The sequence below is a fragment of the Tabrizicola thermarum genome, from assembly GCF_003574395.1.
Classification (GTDB): domain Bacteria; phylum Pseudomonadota; class Alphaproteobacteria; order Rhodobacterales; family Rhodobacteraceae; genus Tabrizicola; species Tabrizicola thermarum.
On record NZ_QMJY01000082.1, the window covers coordinates 180,941 to 195,543 of the forward strand.

The window sequence follows — 14,603 nt, forward strand, 5'->3', positions numbered from 1 at the left end:
TACGACATGGCGGTGGCTAACCTTCTGGACCTCGGGGGCAAGCGGGATATGGACAAGGCGAAGGCTCTGGAATCGGCGCTCGCGCAGATCGAGCGGCAGTTCGGCAAGGGCTCGATCATGCGCCTGGGGGCAGACAGCCCGGCGATGGATATCGAGGCGACCTCGACAGGGTCGCTGGGCCTGGACATCGCGCTGGGGATCGGCGGGTTGCCGAAGGGCCGGATCATCGAGATCTACGGGCCGGAAAGTTCGGGCAAGACCACGCTTACCCTGCATGTGGTGGCCGAGGAGCAGAAGAAGGGCGGCGTCTGCGCCTTCGTCGATGCCGAACACGCGCTTGATCCGCAGTACGCCAAGAAACTGGGTGTGAATCTGGATGAGCTTCTGATCTCGCAGCCCGACACCGGCGAACAGGCGCTGGAGATCGTCGATACGCTTGTCCGTTCCGGCGCCGTGAGCCTGGTTGTCGTCGACTCCGTGGCCGCGCTGGTGCCGAAGTCGGAAATCGAAGGCGACATGGGCGACATGCAGATGGGGTCGCAGGCCCGGCTGATGAGCCAGGCGATGCGCAAGCTGACGGCCTCGATCGGGCGGTCGAACTGCATGGTGATCTTCATCAACCAGATCCGCCAGAAGATCGGCGTGATGTTCGGCAACCCCGAAACCACCACCGGCGGCAATGCGCTGAAGTTCTACGCCTCGGTCCGTCTTGACATCCGCCGCATCGGCGCGATCAAGGACCGCGAGGAGGTCGTCGGCAATACCACCCGCGTCAAGGTGGTGAAGAACAAGGTGGCCCCGCCCTTCAAGCAGGTGGAATTCGACATCATGTATGGCGAAGGCATCTCGAAGATGGGCGAACTCGTCGATATCGGCGTCAAGGCCGGGGTCGTGGAAAAGTCCGGGGCCTGGTATTCCTTCAAGGACGAACGCATCGGCCAGGGCCGCGAGAATGCCAAGGCCTTCCTGAAGCAGAACCCCTCGGTGGCGCTGGAGATCGAGGACAAGATCCGTGCCGCCAACGGACTCGACTTCACCATGGCCGGGGAAGAGTCCGGCGACGTCCTGGACGAGTGACCGGCCACGTCACATACGATGAGTTGATGGCTGCGCTGCCGGGGGTGCTCTCTGCGCCGAAGACCGGCAGCGCGGTTGAATTGTTGTGCCTGCGCCCCGACTTTGGCCAGCGCCGTTTCGTCGACGAGGTCACGGTGACGAAGGCGCAAGGCATCCCCGGCGAACGCTGGGGCAGCGCGCCCTGGCTGAAGCTGCCCGATGGCAGCGGCCACCCCGGCATTCAGGTTTCCATCCTGCCGCGCCGGGTGCTGGATCTGGTCTGGCGGAATCGGGAGGCCGTCGTCCACCCGGGCGACACCTTTGTCTGCGATCTCGACATGACCGAGGCGAACCTTCCCGCCGGGCAGTTGCTGCGGGTGGGAACAGCCGTTCTTCGGGTTTCCGAGGTCTGGAATGACGCCTGCGCCAAGTGGAAGGTGCGCCACGGTGAGGCCGCATTCGACTGGGTGCGTGCGCATCCCGAACTGCGGCTGCGGGGCGTGCTTTGCTCGGTCGATCAGGACGGCGTGATCCGCAACGGCGACGCCGTCGAAGTGCTGCGCTAGACGGCTTTTTTCCGTTGGACATGGCCCGCCTGTGGACAGGCCCCGTACGGGGGGCTACATGGGGGACCGAATTCACGCATCCGTCCCAAGGACCGCCCTCACATGGCCTCGCTGAACGACATCCGCTCCACCTTCCTCGACTTCTTCCGCCGCAACGACCACCGGGTGGTGGAGTCAAGCCCCCTGGTGCCGCGGAACGACCCGACGCTGATGTTCACCAATTCGGGCATGGTGCAGTTCAAGAACCTCTTCACCGGGGTCGAGACGCGGGACTACAAGCGCGCCACCACCGCGCAGAAATGCGTCCGCGCCGGTGGCAAGCACAACGACCTCGACAACGTGGGCTATACCGCGCGGCACCATACCTTCTTCGAAATGCTGGGGAATTTCAGCTTCGGCGACTATTTCAAGGACCAGGCCATCGCCTTCGCCTGGGAGCTTCTGACCAAGGACTTCGGTCTGTCCAGGGACAAGCTGCTGGTCACGGTCTACCACACGGACGACGAGGCGGCGGCGATCTGGAAGAAGGTTTCGGGCCTTTCGGACGACAGGATCATCCGCATCGCCAGTGACGACAACTTCTGGCGCATGGGCCCGACAGGCCCCTGCGGCCCCTGCACGGAGATCTTCTACGACCATGGCCCGCACATCTGGGGCGGGCCTCCGGGCAGTGCCGAGGAAGACGGCGATCGCTTCATCGAGATCTGGAACAACGTCTTCATGCAGAACGAACAGTTCGCCGACGGGCGGCTGGTTCCGTTGGAGATGCAGTCGATCGACACCGGCATGGGGCTGGAGCGGATCGGGGCGCTCTTGCAGGGCAAGCACGACAACTATGACACCGACCTCATGCGCAGCCTGATCGAGGCCAGCGCGAATGTCACCTCGCAAGACCCTGACGGGCCGGGGAAAATCCACCACCGGGTGATCGCCGACCACTTGCGCTCGACCTCGTTCCTGATCGCCGACGGCGTGATGCCCTCGAACGAGGGGCGCGGCTATGTGCTGCGCCGGATCATGCGGCGCGCGATGCGCCATGCCCATATGCTGGGTGCGCAGGACCCGGTGATGCACCGCCTGGTCCCGGCGCTGGTGCGGCAGATGGGCGGGGCCTATCCGGAGCTGTCGCGGGCGCAGGCGCTGATCGAAGAGACGCTGCGGACGGAGGAGACGAAGTTCAAGCAGACGCTCGACCGTGGGTTGCGGCTTCTGGACGACGAGCTTGCGGGCCTTCCCGAAGGCGCCGCGCTGCCGGGCGCTGCGGCGTTCAAGCTGTATGATACCTACGGCTTCCCGCTGGACCTGACGCAGGATGCGCTGCGCGAGAAGGGGAGGGAGGTTGACGTTCAGGGCTTCGATGCGGCGATGGCGGAACAGAAGGCCAAGGCGCGGGCGGCCTGGTCGGGGACGGGCGCTGCGGGCGACGCGAAGATCTGGTTTGATCTGGCAGAGGAGCACGGGGTCACCGAATTCCTGGGCTATGACACCGAGACCGCCGAGGGCGTCATCACCGCGCTGGTCCGCGACGGGTCTGTCGTGGGGCAGGCCGAGACGGGCCAGTCCGTGCAGATCGTGGTGAACCAGACCCCGTTCTATGCCGAAAGCGGTGGCCAGGTAGGGGATGCGGGCCTGATCCGCACCCAGACCGGCCTTGCAGAAGTGACCGATGTGAAGAAGGCCGCAGGGGTCTTCATTCACATTGCAAAGGTCACGGAAGGCACTGTCATCAAGGGACAACCTGCGAAGCTGGAGGTGGCGCATGCCCGCCGCGCGGCGATCCGCGCCAACCATTCGGCGACGCACCTGCTGCACGAGGCGCTGCGGCGCCGGCTGGGCGAGCATGTCGCGCAGCGCGGTTCGCTGAACGCTGCCGACCGTCTGCGCTTTGACTTCAGCCATTCCGCGGCCATCGCCCCGGAGGACCTTCACGCCATCGAATCCGAGGTCAACGCCTTCATCCGCCAGAACGCGCCCGTCGAGACCCGGATCATGACCCCGGACGACGCCCGCGCCATCGGGGCGCAGGCACTCTTCGGCGAGAAATACGGCGAGGAAGTCCGGGTCGTCTCGATGGGCGTGCTGGAGGGCTCGGGCAAGGGCACCGATGGCAAGACCTACAGCCTGGAACTGTGCGGCGGCACGCATGTGCAGCGCACGGGTGACATCGGCGCGATGGTGATCCTGTCGGAAAGCGCCTCCAGCGCGGGCGTCCGCCGGATCGAGGCGCTGACCGGTCAGGCGGCGCTGGACCATCTGCGTCAGCAGGACGCGCGGCTGAACGATATCGCGGCGATCCTCAAGGCCCCGCCGGCAGAGCTTGCCGAGAGAGTCCGCGCGCTGTTCGAGGAACGCAAGGCGCTGGCGAACGAGGTCGCGCAATTGCGTCGCGAGCTGGCGATGGGTGGCAAGGCCGCAGGTCCGGAGCCAAAGGAAATCAATGGGGTGAAGTTCCTTGCTCAGGTGATTTCCGGCGTCTCGGGCAAGGATCTTCCGGCACTGATCGACGAGATGAAGGCCCGCCTCGGTTCAGGCGCGGTCCTCCTCATCGCCGACACGGGCGCGAAACCTGCCGTGGCGGCGGGCGTGACAGCGGACCTTACCGCGAAGCTGTCTGCCGTAACGCTTGTGAAGGCCGCAGCCGAGGCGCTTGGCGGCAAGGGAGGCGGTGGCCGTCCCGACCTGGCACAGGCGGGCGGCGCCGACATCTCGCAAGCCGATGCGGCGATCAAGGCGGCCGAAGCTGCGATCGGGGCCTCGTGATGCCGACTGCGCTCTGGATTGCCCATGTCCATGTGACCGATGCCGAAGCCTATGGCCGCTATGCCAGGGAAGCCGGTCCCGCCATTGCCGCTCATGGCGGGGTATTCCTGGCCCGCGGCGGGCGCTATGTGCAGCTGGAAGGCAACGACCGCGCCCGAAACGTCGTCGCGCGGTTTCCAAGCCTTGAGGCGGCGGTGGCCTGCTACAACTCTCCCGAGTATCAGGCCGCCCTTGCCCATGCAAAGGGCGCGTCCGTCCGCGATCTTATGGTCGTGGAGGAGATCGAGTAAGGTTTACCTTGAATTGATTGGATTATCTTTCCAGACCCTGCCGTTTTCTGCTAGACTCGCCAGAAAAAGAGGAACCGGGCAGATGATCCTTTCCATGCTTGGGGCACGCTGATGTGTCGCTGGGCCGCTTACACGGGTGCGCCGATCTTCCTTGAGGAGATCGTCAGCCGCCCCGGGCATTCGCTGATCCACCAATCGCACTGTGCCACGCAATGCCACACGGCGATCAACGCCGACGGGTTCGGCATCGCCTGGTATGGCGCAAAGCCCGAGCCGGGGCTTTTCCGCGATGTCCTTCCGGCCTGGTCGGATCCGAACCTGAAAAGCCTGACCGCGCAAGTCCAGTCGCATCTGTTCCTTGCGCATGTCCGCGCCAGCACCGGCACGGCGACCAGCCGCAACAACTGTCACCCGTTCACCCATGGGCGGTGGAGCTTCATGCACAACGGGCAGGTCGGCGGCTACGAAGCCTTCCGCCGCGATGCCGACATGATGATCCCGGAAAGCCTCTACCCGCATCGCAAGGGTGCGACCGACAGCGAAGCCCTGTTTCTTGTCGCGCTGGCCGAAGGGCTGGATGACGATCCGCGTGGCGCGCTGGAAAGGGCAGCGGCGCGGTTCATCGGGTTGGCCCGCCGGAAAGGTGCGGCGCCCTATCTGCGGATGACGGCGGCGCTGTCGGACGGCAAAAGGCTATATGCCGTGCGCTATGCGACCGATGACGCGGCACCGTCGCTGTATCACCGCTGGTCAGACAGCCGGCAGGGCCAGGCGGTCGTCTCCGAGCCTTTGGAAGCCGAAGAAGGCGGGTGGGAGGAAGTGCCCCCGTCCAGCTTCTGCACCTTCGACGGGGCAGAGGTCAGCGTCGAGGACTTCTTCCCCTGTCGACTGGCCGCCGCGGCGTGATCACGGTCTGAGACCGGTCTGGCCCCGACTCCTTACGATCCTGACGCCGCTTTCGCGTCCAGTCGGTCCAGAAAGACGCGCTGGACTTCCTCCATCAGGGCATCGATGTCGGCCCGGAAGTCGGTCATCGCCGCTTCTGCATCGCTGCGCACATAGGGTCGGGCTCTGGCCGCCTCGACGACGGCCTTGCGCGACTGGAGAAGGTCGCGCAGCAGGGGCCGCAGGCGTGGCAGCTCGGCGCGGAGGGCCTGGCGAAGGTCCTGGCGAAGGTCGTCCGGCAGCCGTGCCGCCGCCGCCTCGGGCCCGAGAAGATCGGCCCGTGCGTCGCGCAGTCTGGCCCAGGCCCCAAGGGCCACCGCATTGCCGAAAAGCGACAGGATCAGCGCACAGACCAGGGCGATGCGTCCCCAGGAACGGCGCGGTGTGACAGGAGCGGGCGATGTCATCCTAGTTCCCCAGACCAAGCAACTCGGCAATGACAGAGATCTCGTCCGGGGCCGCAGGAGCCGCCAGATAGCCCGATAGCGCGGCCAGCCCGAGGAGAAAGAGGAAGAGCGCCGCAACCGGCAAAGGCTGGACCAGAACCTCGGAAAGCGGCAGTCGAACCGGCTTCGAGGGCTCCACCAGCCGGGTGAGAACGGCCCGTGACAGCGGGGCGATATCCTCGGCGCCGGCATACAGCGCACGGGCGAGGGCTGCATCCATCGCATCGTCATCCGGTTGTGTCATTCCAATTCCCCCGATGTGATGTCTCTGAGCGCGGCACGGGCGCGGACCAGAAGCTGTTCGACCGCCCCGGGGCTGATGCCCAGTGTGGCGGCAATTTCGGCAGTCGTCAGCCCGCCGGCGGCGCGCAACAGAAGCGCCTGTCGCTGTCGGCCCGGCAGGGTGCTCAATGCCTGATGGGTCCGGGCCAGAACCTGCCGGGCGGCAAGGTCCCGTTCCGCGCCGGGTTGCGGGTCCTGCGGGTCGGGGACCGCCTCAAGCCCGAGGAAGCGGCGAAATCCGGTCCGGCGGTTGCGGTCGATCGCAAGGCGCAGGGCGATCCGGTAGAGCCAGGTCGCGGGCGATGCAAGCGCCGGATCGTATCGGGATGCCGCCGACCAGACCCGGAGGAAGGTTTCCTGGGCCAGGTCCTCTGCCTCGTGCGGGGTGGTCAGGACCCCGGTCAGGAAACGGCGCAGGCCCGGCCCGTGGCGGCGTATCAGAAGGGCCATCGCCTGCCTGTCACCAGCCGCAAGCGCAGCCATCGTCTGCCGATCCTCGTCCGCCGCCACCCGTGTCCTCGCCCGCCTTCGGTCTCAGCTTGGTCAATCTGCCCGGGGAAACAAGACCCGGCCCGGATCGGTCTGCCTGTTGCCATCAGTCGCCCCGCGTGAGGCTGCGGTCGCGGGTGCGGGTGTTGCCTTGCGGGCCGGTGACGGTGACATTGATTGCAAGATAGCCACGTTCGGCCGTCCGGATCCGGGTCCTGGAGGCGGTCTTGCCGTCAGGCCCGGTCAGAAGCGTCTGCCGCGTGCAGGTCGACTGACCCTCGGCCCGCGCACAGTCGCGCGAGATGACGGCGCTGCCGCCACGGTCGCCGGTTACGGTCACGTCGGCAAAGGCCGGGCTCATCGGAACAGTCAGGACGGCGATGAGGAGGAAACGGCGCATGGGGTTATCCTTGTTCGGGGCGGTTGGGCCGGAAGTGGGGCGACGCAAGACCATCCCGCGTCGTATCAGGCTTTACGCAGCTGCGGGACTGTCCCTACGCTGAGGAATGCAGCAAAGTTGAACCAGATGCGCGACACGCCACGAAGTATGCTGTCGCATGCTGATAAAACCATGGATTTCCACGAAAAATCTGGCTATGCGCGAAATTGACCTGCCCGAGACCGGACCCGAAACATGCCGATTCCCGACCATCCGCTCCGCTATGCCACCGTCAACGAACTGCATGCGCGGCCGTTCCCGTCCCTGGAGGTGCCCTCGACCGCAGTCTATGTGGCGATCAAGGAGCCGGTGCAGGCCCAGAACCGGGACCGGGGGAAGGACCTTGCCCATCTTCTGGCTTTGCTGGACCGCAACGGGTCGGCCCATCCACAACCCGGCGCCACGCATTTCCAGGGCCCGATCGGCCGGGCCGAGCTGAAATGGGAAAGTCACACCGAGTTCGTGACCTATACGGCCTTCACCAAGGGGGTCTCGGCGCGTCCGTTCGATCCGACTGAAGCCGAGGTTCTGCCGGAAGACTGGCTGTCGCAAGCCCCCGGCAAACGGCTCGCGTCGGTTCTGATCCGGATCGAGGCGATGCCGCCAAGCGAAGAGGATCTGCTGAACCGGCTGGACGCATGGTTCGTGCCCGAAAGCCTGGCGGTCAGCCGTGTAGTGGACGGCGCGGCAGTGGTGGCGGGGGATTTCCGGATAGATCCGGCGGGACACATGCGGTTCGCGGTGTTTGTCGCCCCTGGCACCGGGCCGCGGCGGGTCGGGCGGATCGTGCAGCGGCTGTGCGAGATCGAGACCTACCGGGCGATGTCCATGCTGGGGCTGATGCGGTCGCGGGATCTCTCCGCGCGGCTGAATGCGCTTGACCCCAGGCTTTCGGCCCTTGTCTCCGGCCTCGACAATCCCGAACCGGCCCCCGAGGTGGCGCTGCACGATCTGCTGACCATCTCGGCCGAACTGGAAAGTCTGGCGGTGCAGTTTTCGTTCCGCTTTGGCGCGACGGCGGCCTATGAGGCCATCGTCAACCAGCGGATCGAGGTTCTGCGCGAGCAGCGCATTCACGGGCGCCAGACCTTTGCCGAGTTCATGATGCGCCGCTATGACCCGGCGATGCGGACGGTGAAGTCGTCGGAAAGCCGGTTGAAGGCCATGGCCGAACGGGCCGAGCGTGCGGCCGAGCTGCTTCGGACGCGGGTGGACGTGGAGCGGTCGGCGCAGAACCAGAAGCTTCTGGAAAGCATGGACCAGCGGGCCGACCTGCAACTTCGTTTGCAGCGGACGGTCGAGGGACTGTCGACTGTGGCGATCAGCTATTACGCAGTCAACCTCGCCGCCTATCTGCTGGAGCCGGCGGCTTATGCGCTGCACATCAGCCATGGCGTGCTTCTGGCGGGGCTGGTGCCGGTGGTTGTGCTGGCAGTCTGGCTGATGGTCCGGCGGATACGGAAGACGCTGCACTGAAGCGTCTCCCCTTGCGCTGTCGGCTTCTCCTCGCCGCTGACCGGGCGAGGAGCGCCAGGCGGCGATCAGCGTTATCTGCCGCGAATCCGCGGGTCGAGGGCGTCGCGCAAGCCGTCGCCGATGTAGTTCACCGACAACACGGTCAGCGAGATGGCAAGGCCCGGCCAGACCACGCGCTCGGGGTAGACCTGCATGTATTGCAGGCCGTCGAACAGCAGGCGCCCCCAGGTCGGGAAGTCGGGTGGAAAGCCAAGACCCAGGAATGACAGCACGGATTCGGTGATGATCGCCTCGGCCACACCCAGGGTCGCGGCGACCATCACGGGCGAGACCACATTGGGCAGGATGTGGCGCAGGATGATCCGGTTGGGCTTTGCGCCGATCGACCGCGCGGCCAGAACATACTCCCGCTCTTTCAGCGTCAGGACTTCGCCCCTGACGATGCGGGCCGTCGCCATCCAGGACGTGATGCCGATGGCGAAGACGATCAGCGTGAAGGCCCCTAGTTCCGGACCGATGACCCCGGCGATGCGGTCACGAAACAGCATGACCATGACAAGAAGCAGAGGGATCAGCGGCAGCGCCAGGAACATGTCGGTCAGCCGCATCAGGGGGCTGTCGAGACGGCGGAAGTAGCCCGCAAGGATCCCGATGAAGGTCCCGAAGACGATGGCGATGACCATGGCGACCAGGCCCACGGCCAGCGAGACGCGACCGGCCAGCAGCATCCGCGCCAGCATGTCTCGGCCAAGCTGATCGGTCCCAAGCGGGAAGCGCAGGGAAGGGCCCTGATTCTTCAGCTTGATCGCCTCGGCCACCGAGAGTTTTTCGGGAATCCAGAGGTAGGGACCGATCAGCACGGCCGCGATCAGGATCCCAAGGGTGACAAGACCGAACAGCGCGCCCTTGTGCGTGCGGAACTGGTTCCAGATGTCGCGCATCTGGCTGCTCGGCTTCGGTTGCGTGGTGCTGACGTCAGTCATAGCGGATCCTGGGATCGAGAAGGCCATACAGGATGTCGGCGATCAGGTTGAAAAGGACGATCAGGACCGCGAAGATGAAGGCGATCGTCTGCACCATCGGGATGTCGTTGCCCTGGATCGCCCCGATCAGCGCCGCGCCGATGCCGTTCACGCCAAAGAGGTTCTCGGTGACGATGGCGCCTCCGAAGATGGCGGGAATGCCCAGGGCGATCACGGTGACAACCGGGATCAGCGAGTTGCGCAGGACGTGTTTCAGGACCACGGTGCGTTCCGACAAGCCCTTGGCCCGGGCGGTGCGCACATAGTCCATCCCCATGTTGTCCAGCATCGAGGATCGCATGTAGCGGCTGATCGCAGCGGCGTTTGCCAGGCCCAGGGTCATCACCGGCATGGCCATCTGCCGGACCTGCTTGAGGAAACTTTCCCAGTCGTTGACCACAAGCTGCGTGTCGTACTTTGTCGGGAACCAGCCCAGCCAGACCGCGAAGATGATGATGAGAAGCGTGCCGGAAAAGAAGGTAGGCACGGAAAAGCCGATCATCGCGAACATCGTTCCGGCCTGGTCGAACCAGGAATACTGACGGTAGGCGGAATAGATGCCGATCGGGACCGCGATCAGGACGCCGACAAGATAGGCGGTCCCGATGACCGTCAGGGTCTGCGGCAGACGCTGGCCGATGATGGTGAAGACGGGGCTGCGCGACTGCCAGGACAGGATGCGCAGCTCGCCTTCGGACCAGGTGGTGCCGAACCAGCTGTCGAACAGGTAGGCGGGCTCGACCCAGAAGAACTGCCGGAGCCACAGGAAATAGCGGACAAAGACGGGTTGATCGGCGCCCATGGCCTCGATCATCTTCTGACGGACGTCAGGGGGCACGGTCAGAGGAATGTCGGACAGCGGCGATCCGGGCGCCAGATCGACCAGCAGGAAGATCACCAGGCTGATGACCAGAAGGGTCGGAATAGCCAGCATCAGCCTGCGAAGCGTGAAGGTAAGCATGCGCGGGGCGCCCCGGATCGAAGGAAGGAAAAGGTCGCGGGGCCGGATCGCTCCGGCCCCGCGGGATCAGGTCACTTGACGCGGAACCAGTCCGCGACGTTCCAGGTTTCCATGTCCCAGGCGTTGATCCGGACACCGCCAAGCGAGTTGGAGTGTGCCGACAACGTGCCACGATGGACCAGAGGAACGACGATCATGGAGTCCTTCGTCACCATGTCGTTCAGTTTCCGCGCGATTTCCTGACGCTTGGCCAGCTCGGTGGTTTTCGTCAGTTCCGCATAGAGGGCATCATAGGCCGGGTCGCAGAAGCGGTTGATGTTTTCGCCCTGCCACTGGGTTTCCGGGGTCGGCGCGTTCTTGCACTGGTACTGGCCCAGATAGCTTTCCGGGTCAGGGGTTTCCGAGTTGTTGGCATACATCTCGACATCGGCATAGAACTTCTGGAACGTGTCGGGCGAGCCCGGATCACCGCCGAAGAACACGCCCGGGTCGATGGCCTTCAGCTCGACCTCGACGCCCAGCTCGGTCCACCAATCCTTGATGAGAGCCTGGAAGTCCTGGCGGATCGGGTTGACGGTGGTCTGGTAGAGCAGCTTCAGCTTCTTGCCATCCTTGTCGCGGATGCCGTCGCCGTCCGAGTCCTTCCAACCGGCTTCATCCAGCAGCGCCTTGGCGCCTTCCATGTCCTGCGCGATGCAGCCGTCGTTGTCCGAGGCCCATTCCGCCGGTCCGGGGATCACGTTGCAGGTCGGCTTGCCGCCCGCGCCGTAGCCCACTTCGACCAGGATCGAACGGTCGATGGCTTTCGACAGCGCGGTGCGCACCCGGATGTCCGACAGGATCGGATGCGGATGCTTGGCCGTGGACCGCTCGCCTTCCGGCAGGGCCGGGTCGGGGTCGGTCGTGTTCATCTCAAGCCGCTCGACCAGCGTGCCGAAGGCGACGACGAACTGCCCCTTGCCGGCAGCCGACATCGCAGCCTGGCTGTCCGGCGGGATCTGGGTGTTCCAGGCGTAATCGAATTCGCCCGTTTCCATCACCGCGCGGGCCGAGCTTTCGGCATCGCCACCGCCCTTGATGATGGCCTTTGCGAAGGCGGGCTTGGCCGGATCGCGGTAATTCGGGTTGGCTTCCATCGTGACGGTATCGTTCACCGTGAAGCCGGTCACCTTGAAAGGTCCCGTGCCGATCGGCATGTTGTTCGCATCCGTGCAGGTCGGTGCGGCGGCGCCAAGGCAGTTGGCGAACTGCGCCTTTTGCAGGATCGGCGACAGGCCGCTGACGAAGGCCGTGTAGGGATTGGGCTTGGGTGCGGTGAAGGTCACCTTGATGGTCGAGGGATCGACCGCCTCGACCGAGGCCACGCCTTCGTATTTGGTCGCCTGGCTGCAGCCGCCTTCGGGATGGGTGCAGTACTGCCAGGTGAACACCGCGTCATCGGCGGTGACCGGCGTGCCATCCGACCACTTCAGGTCCGGCAGCAGCTTCCAGGTGATCGAGGTCAGGTCCGGCGACACGCCGCCGTTTTCCACCGTGGGAATTTCGACGGCGAGACGCGGGACGAGAACGCCGTCCGGATCCGTCACCGCAAGCGGCTCCAGCACCATTGCTGCGGCGAGAATGTCCTTGGTGCCCCCCGAAAGGTAGGGGTTCATGATCGACACGGCCTGCGGGAAGGTGAGCTTCACCTCACCATCGGTGCCGCGTTCGGCAAAGGCGGCGGGTGCCAGCCCTGCAACGGCCACTGCGCCCAGAAGGGCGGCTCTGAGTTTCATTGGGTCTCTCCTTGTTGGTTACGCTCGTACGCCTCGGACGCGCCGGTTGATCCGGCGGCGGGATATAGGTGGCAGGCGACCATGCGGCCCGGTTCAACCTCGACAAGGTCGGGCTTCACGGTCTTGCAGATGTCCATGACCTTGGGGCAGCGGGTGCAGAAGTTGCATCCCTGCGGCGGATTGGCCGGGGAGGGGACGTCGCCCTTCAGGATGATGCGCTTGCGCCGGGCAGCGAGCACCGGGTCGGGCTCGTTGACGGCAGAGAGGAGCGCCTCGGCATAGGGATGCAACGGGCGGGCATAAAGGTCCCGGGAGGGGGACAGTTCCGCGATCCGGCCCAGATACATGACGGCCACGCGCTGTGCGAGGTGGCGGACCATCGACAGGTCATGGCTGATGAACAGATAGGTCAGACCCAGCTTTTCCTGCAGGTCTTCCAGAAGGTTGACCACCTGCGCCTGGATCGAAACGTCGAGGGCCGCGATGGGTTCGTCGCAGACGATGAAACGCGGTTTCAGCGCCAAGGCGCGGGCGATGCCGATCCGCTGGCGCTGGCCACCGGAAAACTCGTGCGGGAAGCGGTTGACGAAGCGGCGGTTGAGGCCGACCTGATCCATCAGCTCGTAGACCCTCTCCAGCTTCTGGTCGCGGGTCCAGTCGGTGTGCTCATCCAGCGGTTCGCTGACGATTTCTGCCAGGGTCATCCGGGGGTTGAGACTGGCCTGCGGGTCCTGGAACACCATCTGCATGGTTGGCCGCTTTTTCCGCAGCGCCTCGGACGGCATACTGGCAACATCCTCGCCATCGATCACGACGCGCCCCGCGGTCGGCTCGTACAGGCGCAGCATCGCCCGACCGACCGTGGACTTGCCGCAACCGGATTCGCCGACCAGACCCAGCGTCTGTCCCGCCATGATCTGGAACGACACCCCGTCCACGGCCTTCACATCGCCGGTGTGCCTGCGGAAGATCCCGGTATAGATCGGGAAGTGCATCTTCAGGTTCTCGACCTGAACCAGCGGTCGGCCCGCGGCATCAAGCATGAGCGGCCTCCGCAGCGACGGGGGCGTTCCAATGGCAGGCGACGTCGTGGCCCTGACCCAGCGGCAGTCCGTCGATGGCCCGGCGCGACGGGTTGATCCTGTCGCAGGTGTCGTGGCGATATTCGCAGCGCGCCCGGAAGGGGCAGGCCGTCAGCGGGCCCGTCAGGATCGGCGGCTGGCCCTCGATCACCTTAAGCCGGGTTTCCCGCTCGCCGGTGATCCTCGGGATCGTCTGGAGCAGCGCGCGCGTGTAGGGATGCTGCGGGTTGGCGAACAGCTCGCGCACCGGCGCCTGCTCGACGATCTGGCCGCCATACATCACCATGACCCGGTCGGCGATCCCGGCAATGACGCCCAGATCATGCGTGATCCAGATGATCGCCATGCCCAGTTTCTGGCGAAGCTCTTTCACAAGTTCCAGGATCTGAGCCTGGATCGTGACGTCCAGCGCCGTTGTCGGCTCGTCCGCGATCAGCACGTCGGGATCGCAAGCCAGTGCAATCGCGATCATCACCCGCTGCCGCATCCCGCCGGAAAACTGGTGCGGGTACTGGTACAGGCGCTGCCTGGCACCCGGGATGCCGACCAGCTCCAGCAGTTCGAGGGCCCGCGCTTCGGCCTGGGCCTTCGACATCTTCAGGTGCTTGATCAGCGGCTCCATGATCTGGTTGCCCAGCGTGAAGACCGGGTTGAGGCTGGTCATCGGATCCTGAAACACGAAACCGACCTTGGCCCCCCGGACGGCGCGCAATTCGTCATCGCCCATCGCGATCAGATCGCGGCCGTTCAGGATGGCCTGCCCCCCCCGGATCTCGGCAGGCGGCATGGGCAGCAGGCGCAACAGCGACATCATCGTCACCGATTTGCCCGAGCCGCTTTCGCCCACGACACCCAGCAGCTCACCCCGACGAAGGTGAAAGCTGACATCGTTCACGGCATGAATTTCGCCGCCGCGGGTGCGGAAAACGGTCTTCAGGTCCCTGACTTCAAGGACGGACTCGGCCGGTTCGGCCATTCAGTACTCCCCGCGACGTTCTTTGGTCTTGTTATTGT

Annotated in this window: 15 protein-coding genes; 6 read left to right on the forward strand and 9 right to left on the reverse strand. The window is 65.1% G+C overall.

What is annotated here, in order from left to right:
• Window positions 1-6: 6 nt before the first annotated feature.
• From recA to D5084_RS16185, 5 genes are all read left to right on the forward strand, one after another.
• Window positions 7-1,077: a recombinase RecA gene (gene recA / locus D5084_RS16165; RefSeq protein ID WP_128516531.1), complete on the forward strand. Its 1,071-nt coding sequence runs from the start codon at window positions 7-9 to the stop codon at window positions 1,075-1,077.
• Window positions 1,078-1,103: 26 nt separating this feature from the next.
• Window positions 1,104-1,622, forward strand: a complete 519-nt coding sequence (locus tag D5084_RS16170; RefSeq protein WP_128516532.1) for an MOSC domain-containing protein — start codon at window positions 1,104-1,106, stop codon at window positions 1,620-1,622.
• A 102-nt stretch (window positions 1,623-1,724) separates the two neighbouring features.
• Window positions 1,725-4,382 carry an alanine--tRNA ligase gene (alaS, locus tag D5084_RS16175; RefSeq protein WP_128516533.1) on the forward strand — a complete coding sequence of 886 codons (2,658 nt, stop codon included), beginning with the start codon at window positions 1,725-1,727 and terminating at the stop codon, window positions 4,380-4,382.
• Entirely contained in the window at window positions 4,382-4,672 is a 291-nt protein-coding gene (locus D5084_RS16180) for a DUF1330 domain-containing protein (RefSeq protein ID WP_128516534.1), read from the forward strand. The genes alaS and D5084_RS16180 overlap by 1 nt, the downstream gene beginning before the upstream one ends.
• Window positions 4,673-4,783: 111 nt before the next feature.
• Window positions 4,784-5,578, forward strand: coding sequence for a class II glutamine amidotransferase (locus D5084_RS16185; protein WP_128516535.1), 795 nt, complete (start codon window positions 4,784-4,786; stop codon window positions 5,576-5,578).
• A gap of 32 nt (window positions 5,579-5,610) precedes the next feature.
• On the opposite strand, the gene D5084_RS18480 is transcribed toward D5084_RS16185, so the two are convergent.
• From D5084_RS18480 to D5084_RS16200, 4 genes are all read right to left on the reverse strand, one after another.
• Window positions 5,611-6,024, reverse strand: a complete 414-nt coding sequence (locus D5084_RS18480; protein WP_162302456.1) for a periplasmic heavy metal sensor — start codon at window positions 6,022-6,024, stop codon at window positions 5,611-5,613.
• Between the two features lies 1 nt (window position 6,025).
• Complete coding sequence (locus D5084_RS18485) at window positions 6,026-6,307, reverse strand: hypothetical protein (RefSeq protein ID WP_162302457.1); 282 nt, start codon at window positions 6,305-6,307, stop codon at window positions 6,026-6,028.
• Window positions 6,304-6,828, reverse strand: a complete 525-nt coding sequence (locus D5084_RS16195; protein WP_128516537.1) for an RNA polymerase sigma factor — start codon at window positions 6,826-6,828, stop codon at window positions 6,304-6,306. The genes D5084_RS18485 and D5084_RS16195 overlap by 4 nt, the downstream gene beginning before the upstream one ends.
• Before the next feature lie 112 nt (window positions 6,829-6,940).
• Window positions 6,941-7,234, reverse strand: coding sequence for a hypothetical protein (locus tag D5084_RS16200; RefSeq protein ID WP_128516538.1), 294 nt, complete (start codon window positions 7,232-7,234; stop codon window positions 6,941-6,943).
• A gap of 234 nt (window positions 7,235-7,468) precedes the next feature.
• Here D5084_RS16200 and D5084_RS16205 point away from each other — a divergent pair, with 234 nt between their 5' ends.
• On the forward strand, window positions 7,469-8,749 hold the full coding sequence (locus tag D5084_RS16205; RefSeq protein ID WP_128516539.1) for a DUF3422 family protein: 1,281 nt from the start codon (window positions 7,469-7,471) through the stop codon (window positions 8,747-8,749).
• Between the two features lie 71 nt (window positions 8,750-8,820).
• Here D5084_RS16205 and D5084_RS16210 read toward each other — a convergent pair whose 3' ends face one another.
• From D5084_RS16210 to D5084_RS16230, 5 genes are all read right to left on the reverse strand, one after another.
• Window positions 8,821-9,732 (reverse strand): ABC transporter permease, encoded by a 912-nt coding sequence (locus tag D5084_RS16210; protein WP_128516540.1) that lies wholly within the window; start codon window positions 9,730-9,732, stop codon window positions 8,821-8,823.
• Window positions 9,725-10,732, reverse strand: a complete 1,008-nt coding sequence (locus D5084_RS16215) for an ABC transporter permease (protein ID WP_128516541.1) — start codon at window positions 10,730-10,732, stop codon at window positions 9,725-9,727. Before D5084_RS16215 ends, D5084_RS16210 begins: the two co-directional genes overlap by 8 nt.
• Window positions 10,733-10,803: 71 nt before the next feature.
• Window positions 10,804-12,507, reverse strand: coding sequence for a peptide ABC transporter substrate-binding protein (locus D5084_RS16220; RefSeq protein ID WP_128516542.1), 1,704 nt, complete (start codon window positions 12,505-12,507; stop codon window positions 10,804-10,806).
• Window positions 12,504-13,550 (reverse strand): ABC transporter ATP-binding protein, encoded by a 1,047-nt coding sequence (locus D5084_RS16225; protein WP_128516543.1) that lies wholly within the window; start codon window positions 13,548-13,550, stop codon window positions 12,504-12,506. The genes D5084_RS16220 and D5084_RS16225 overlap by 4 nt, the downstream gene beginning before the upstream one ends.
• Window positions 13,543-14,565, reverse strand: coding sequence for an ABC transporter ATP-binding protein (locus D5084_RS16230; protein WP_128516544.1), 1,023 nt, complete (start codon window positions 14,563-14,565; stop codon window positions 13,543-13,545). The genes D5084_RS16225 and D5084_RS16230 overlap by 8 nt, the downstream gene beginning before the upstream one ends.
• Window positions 14,566-14,603 lie beyond the last annotated feature (38 nt).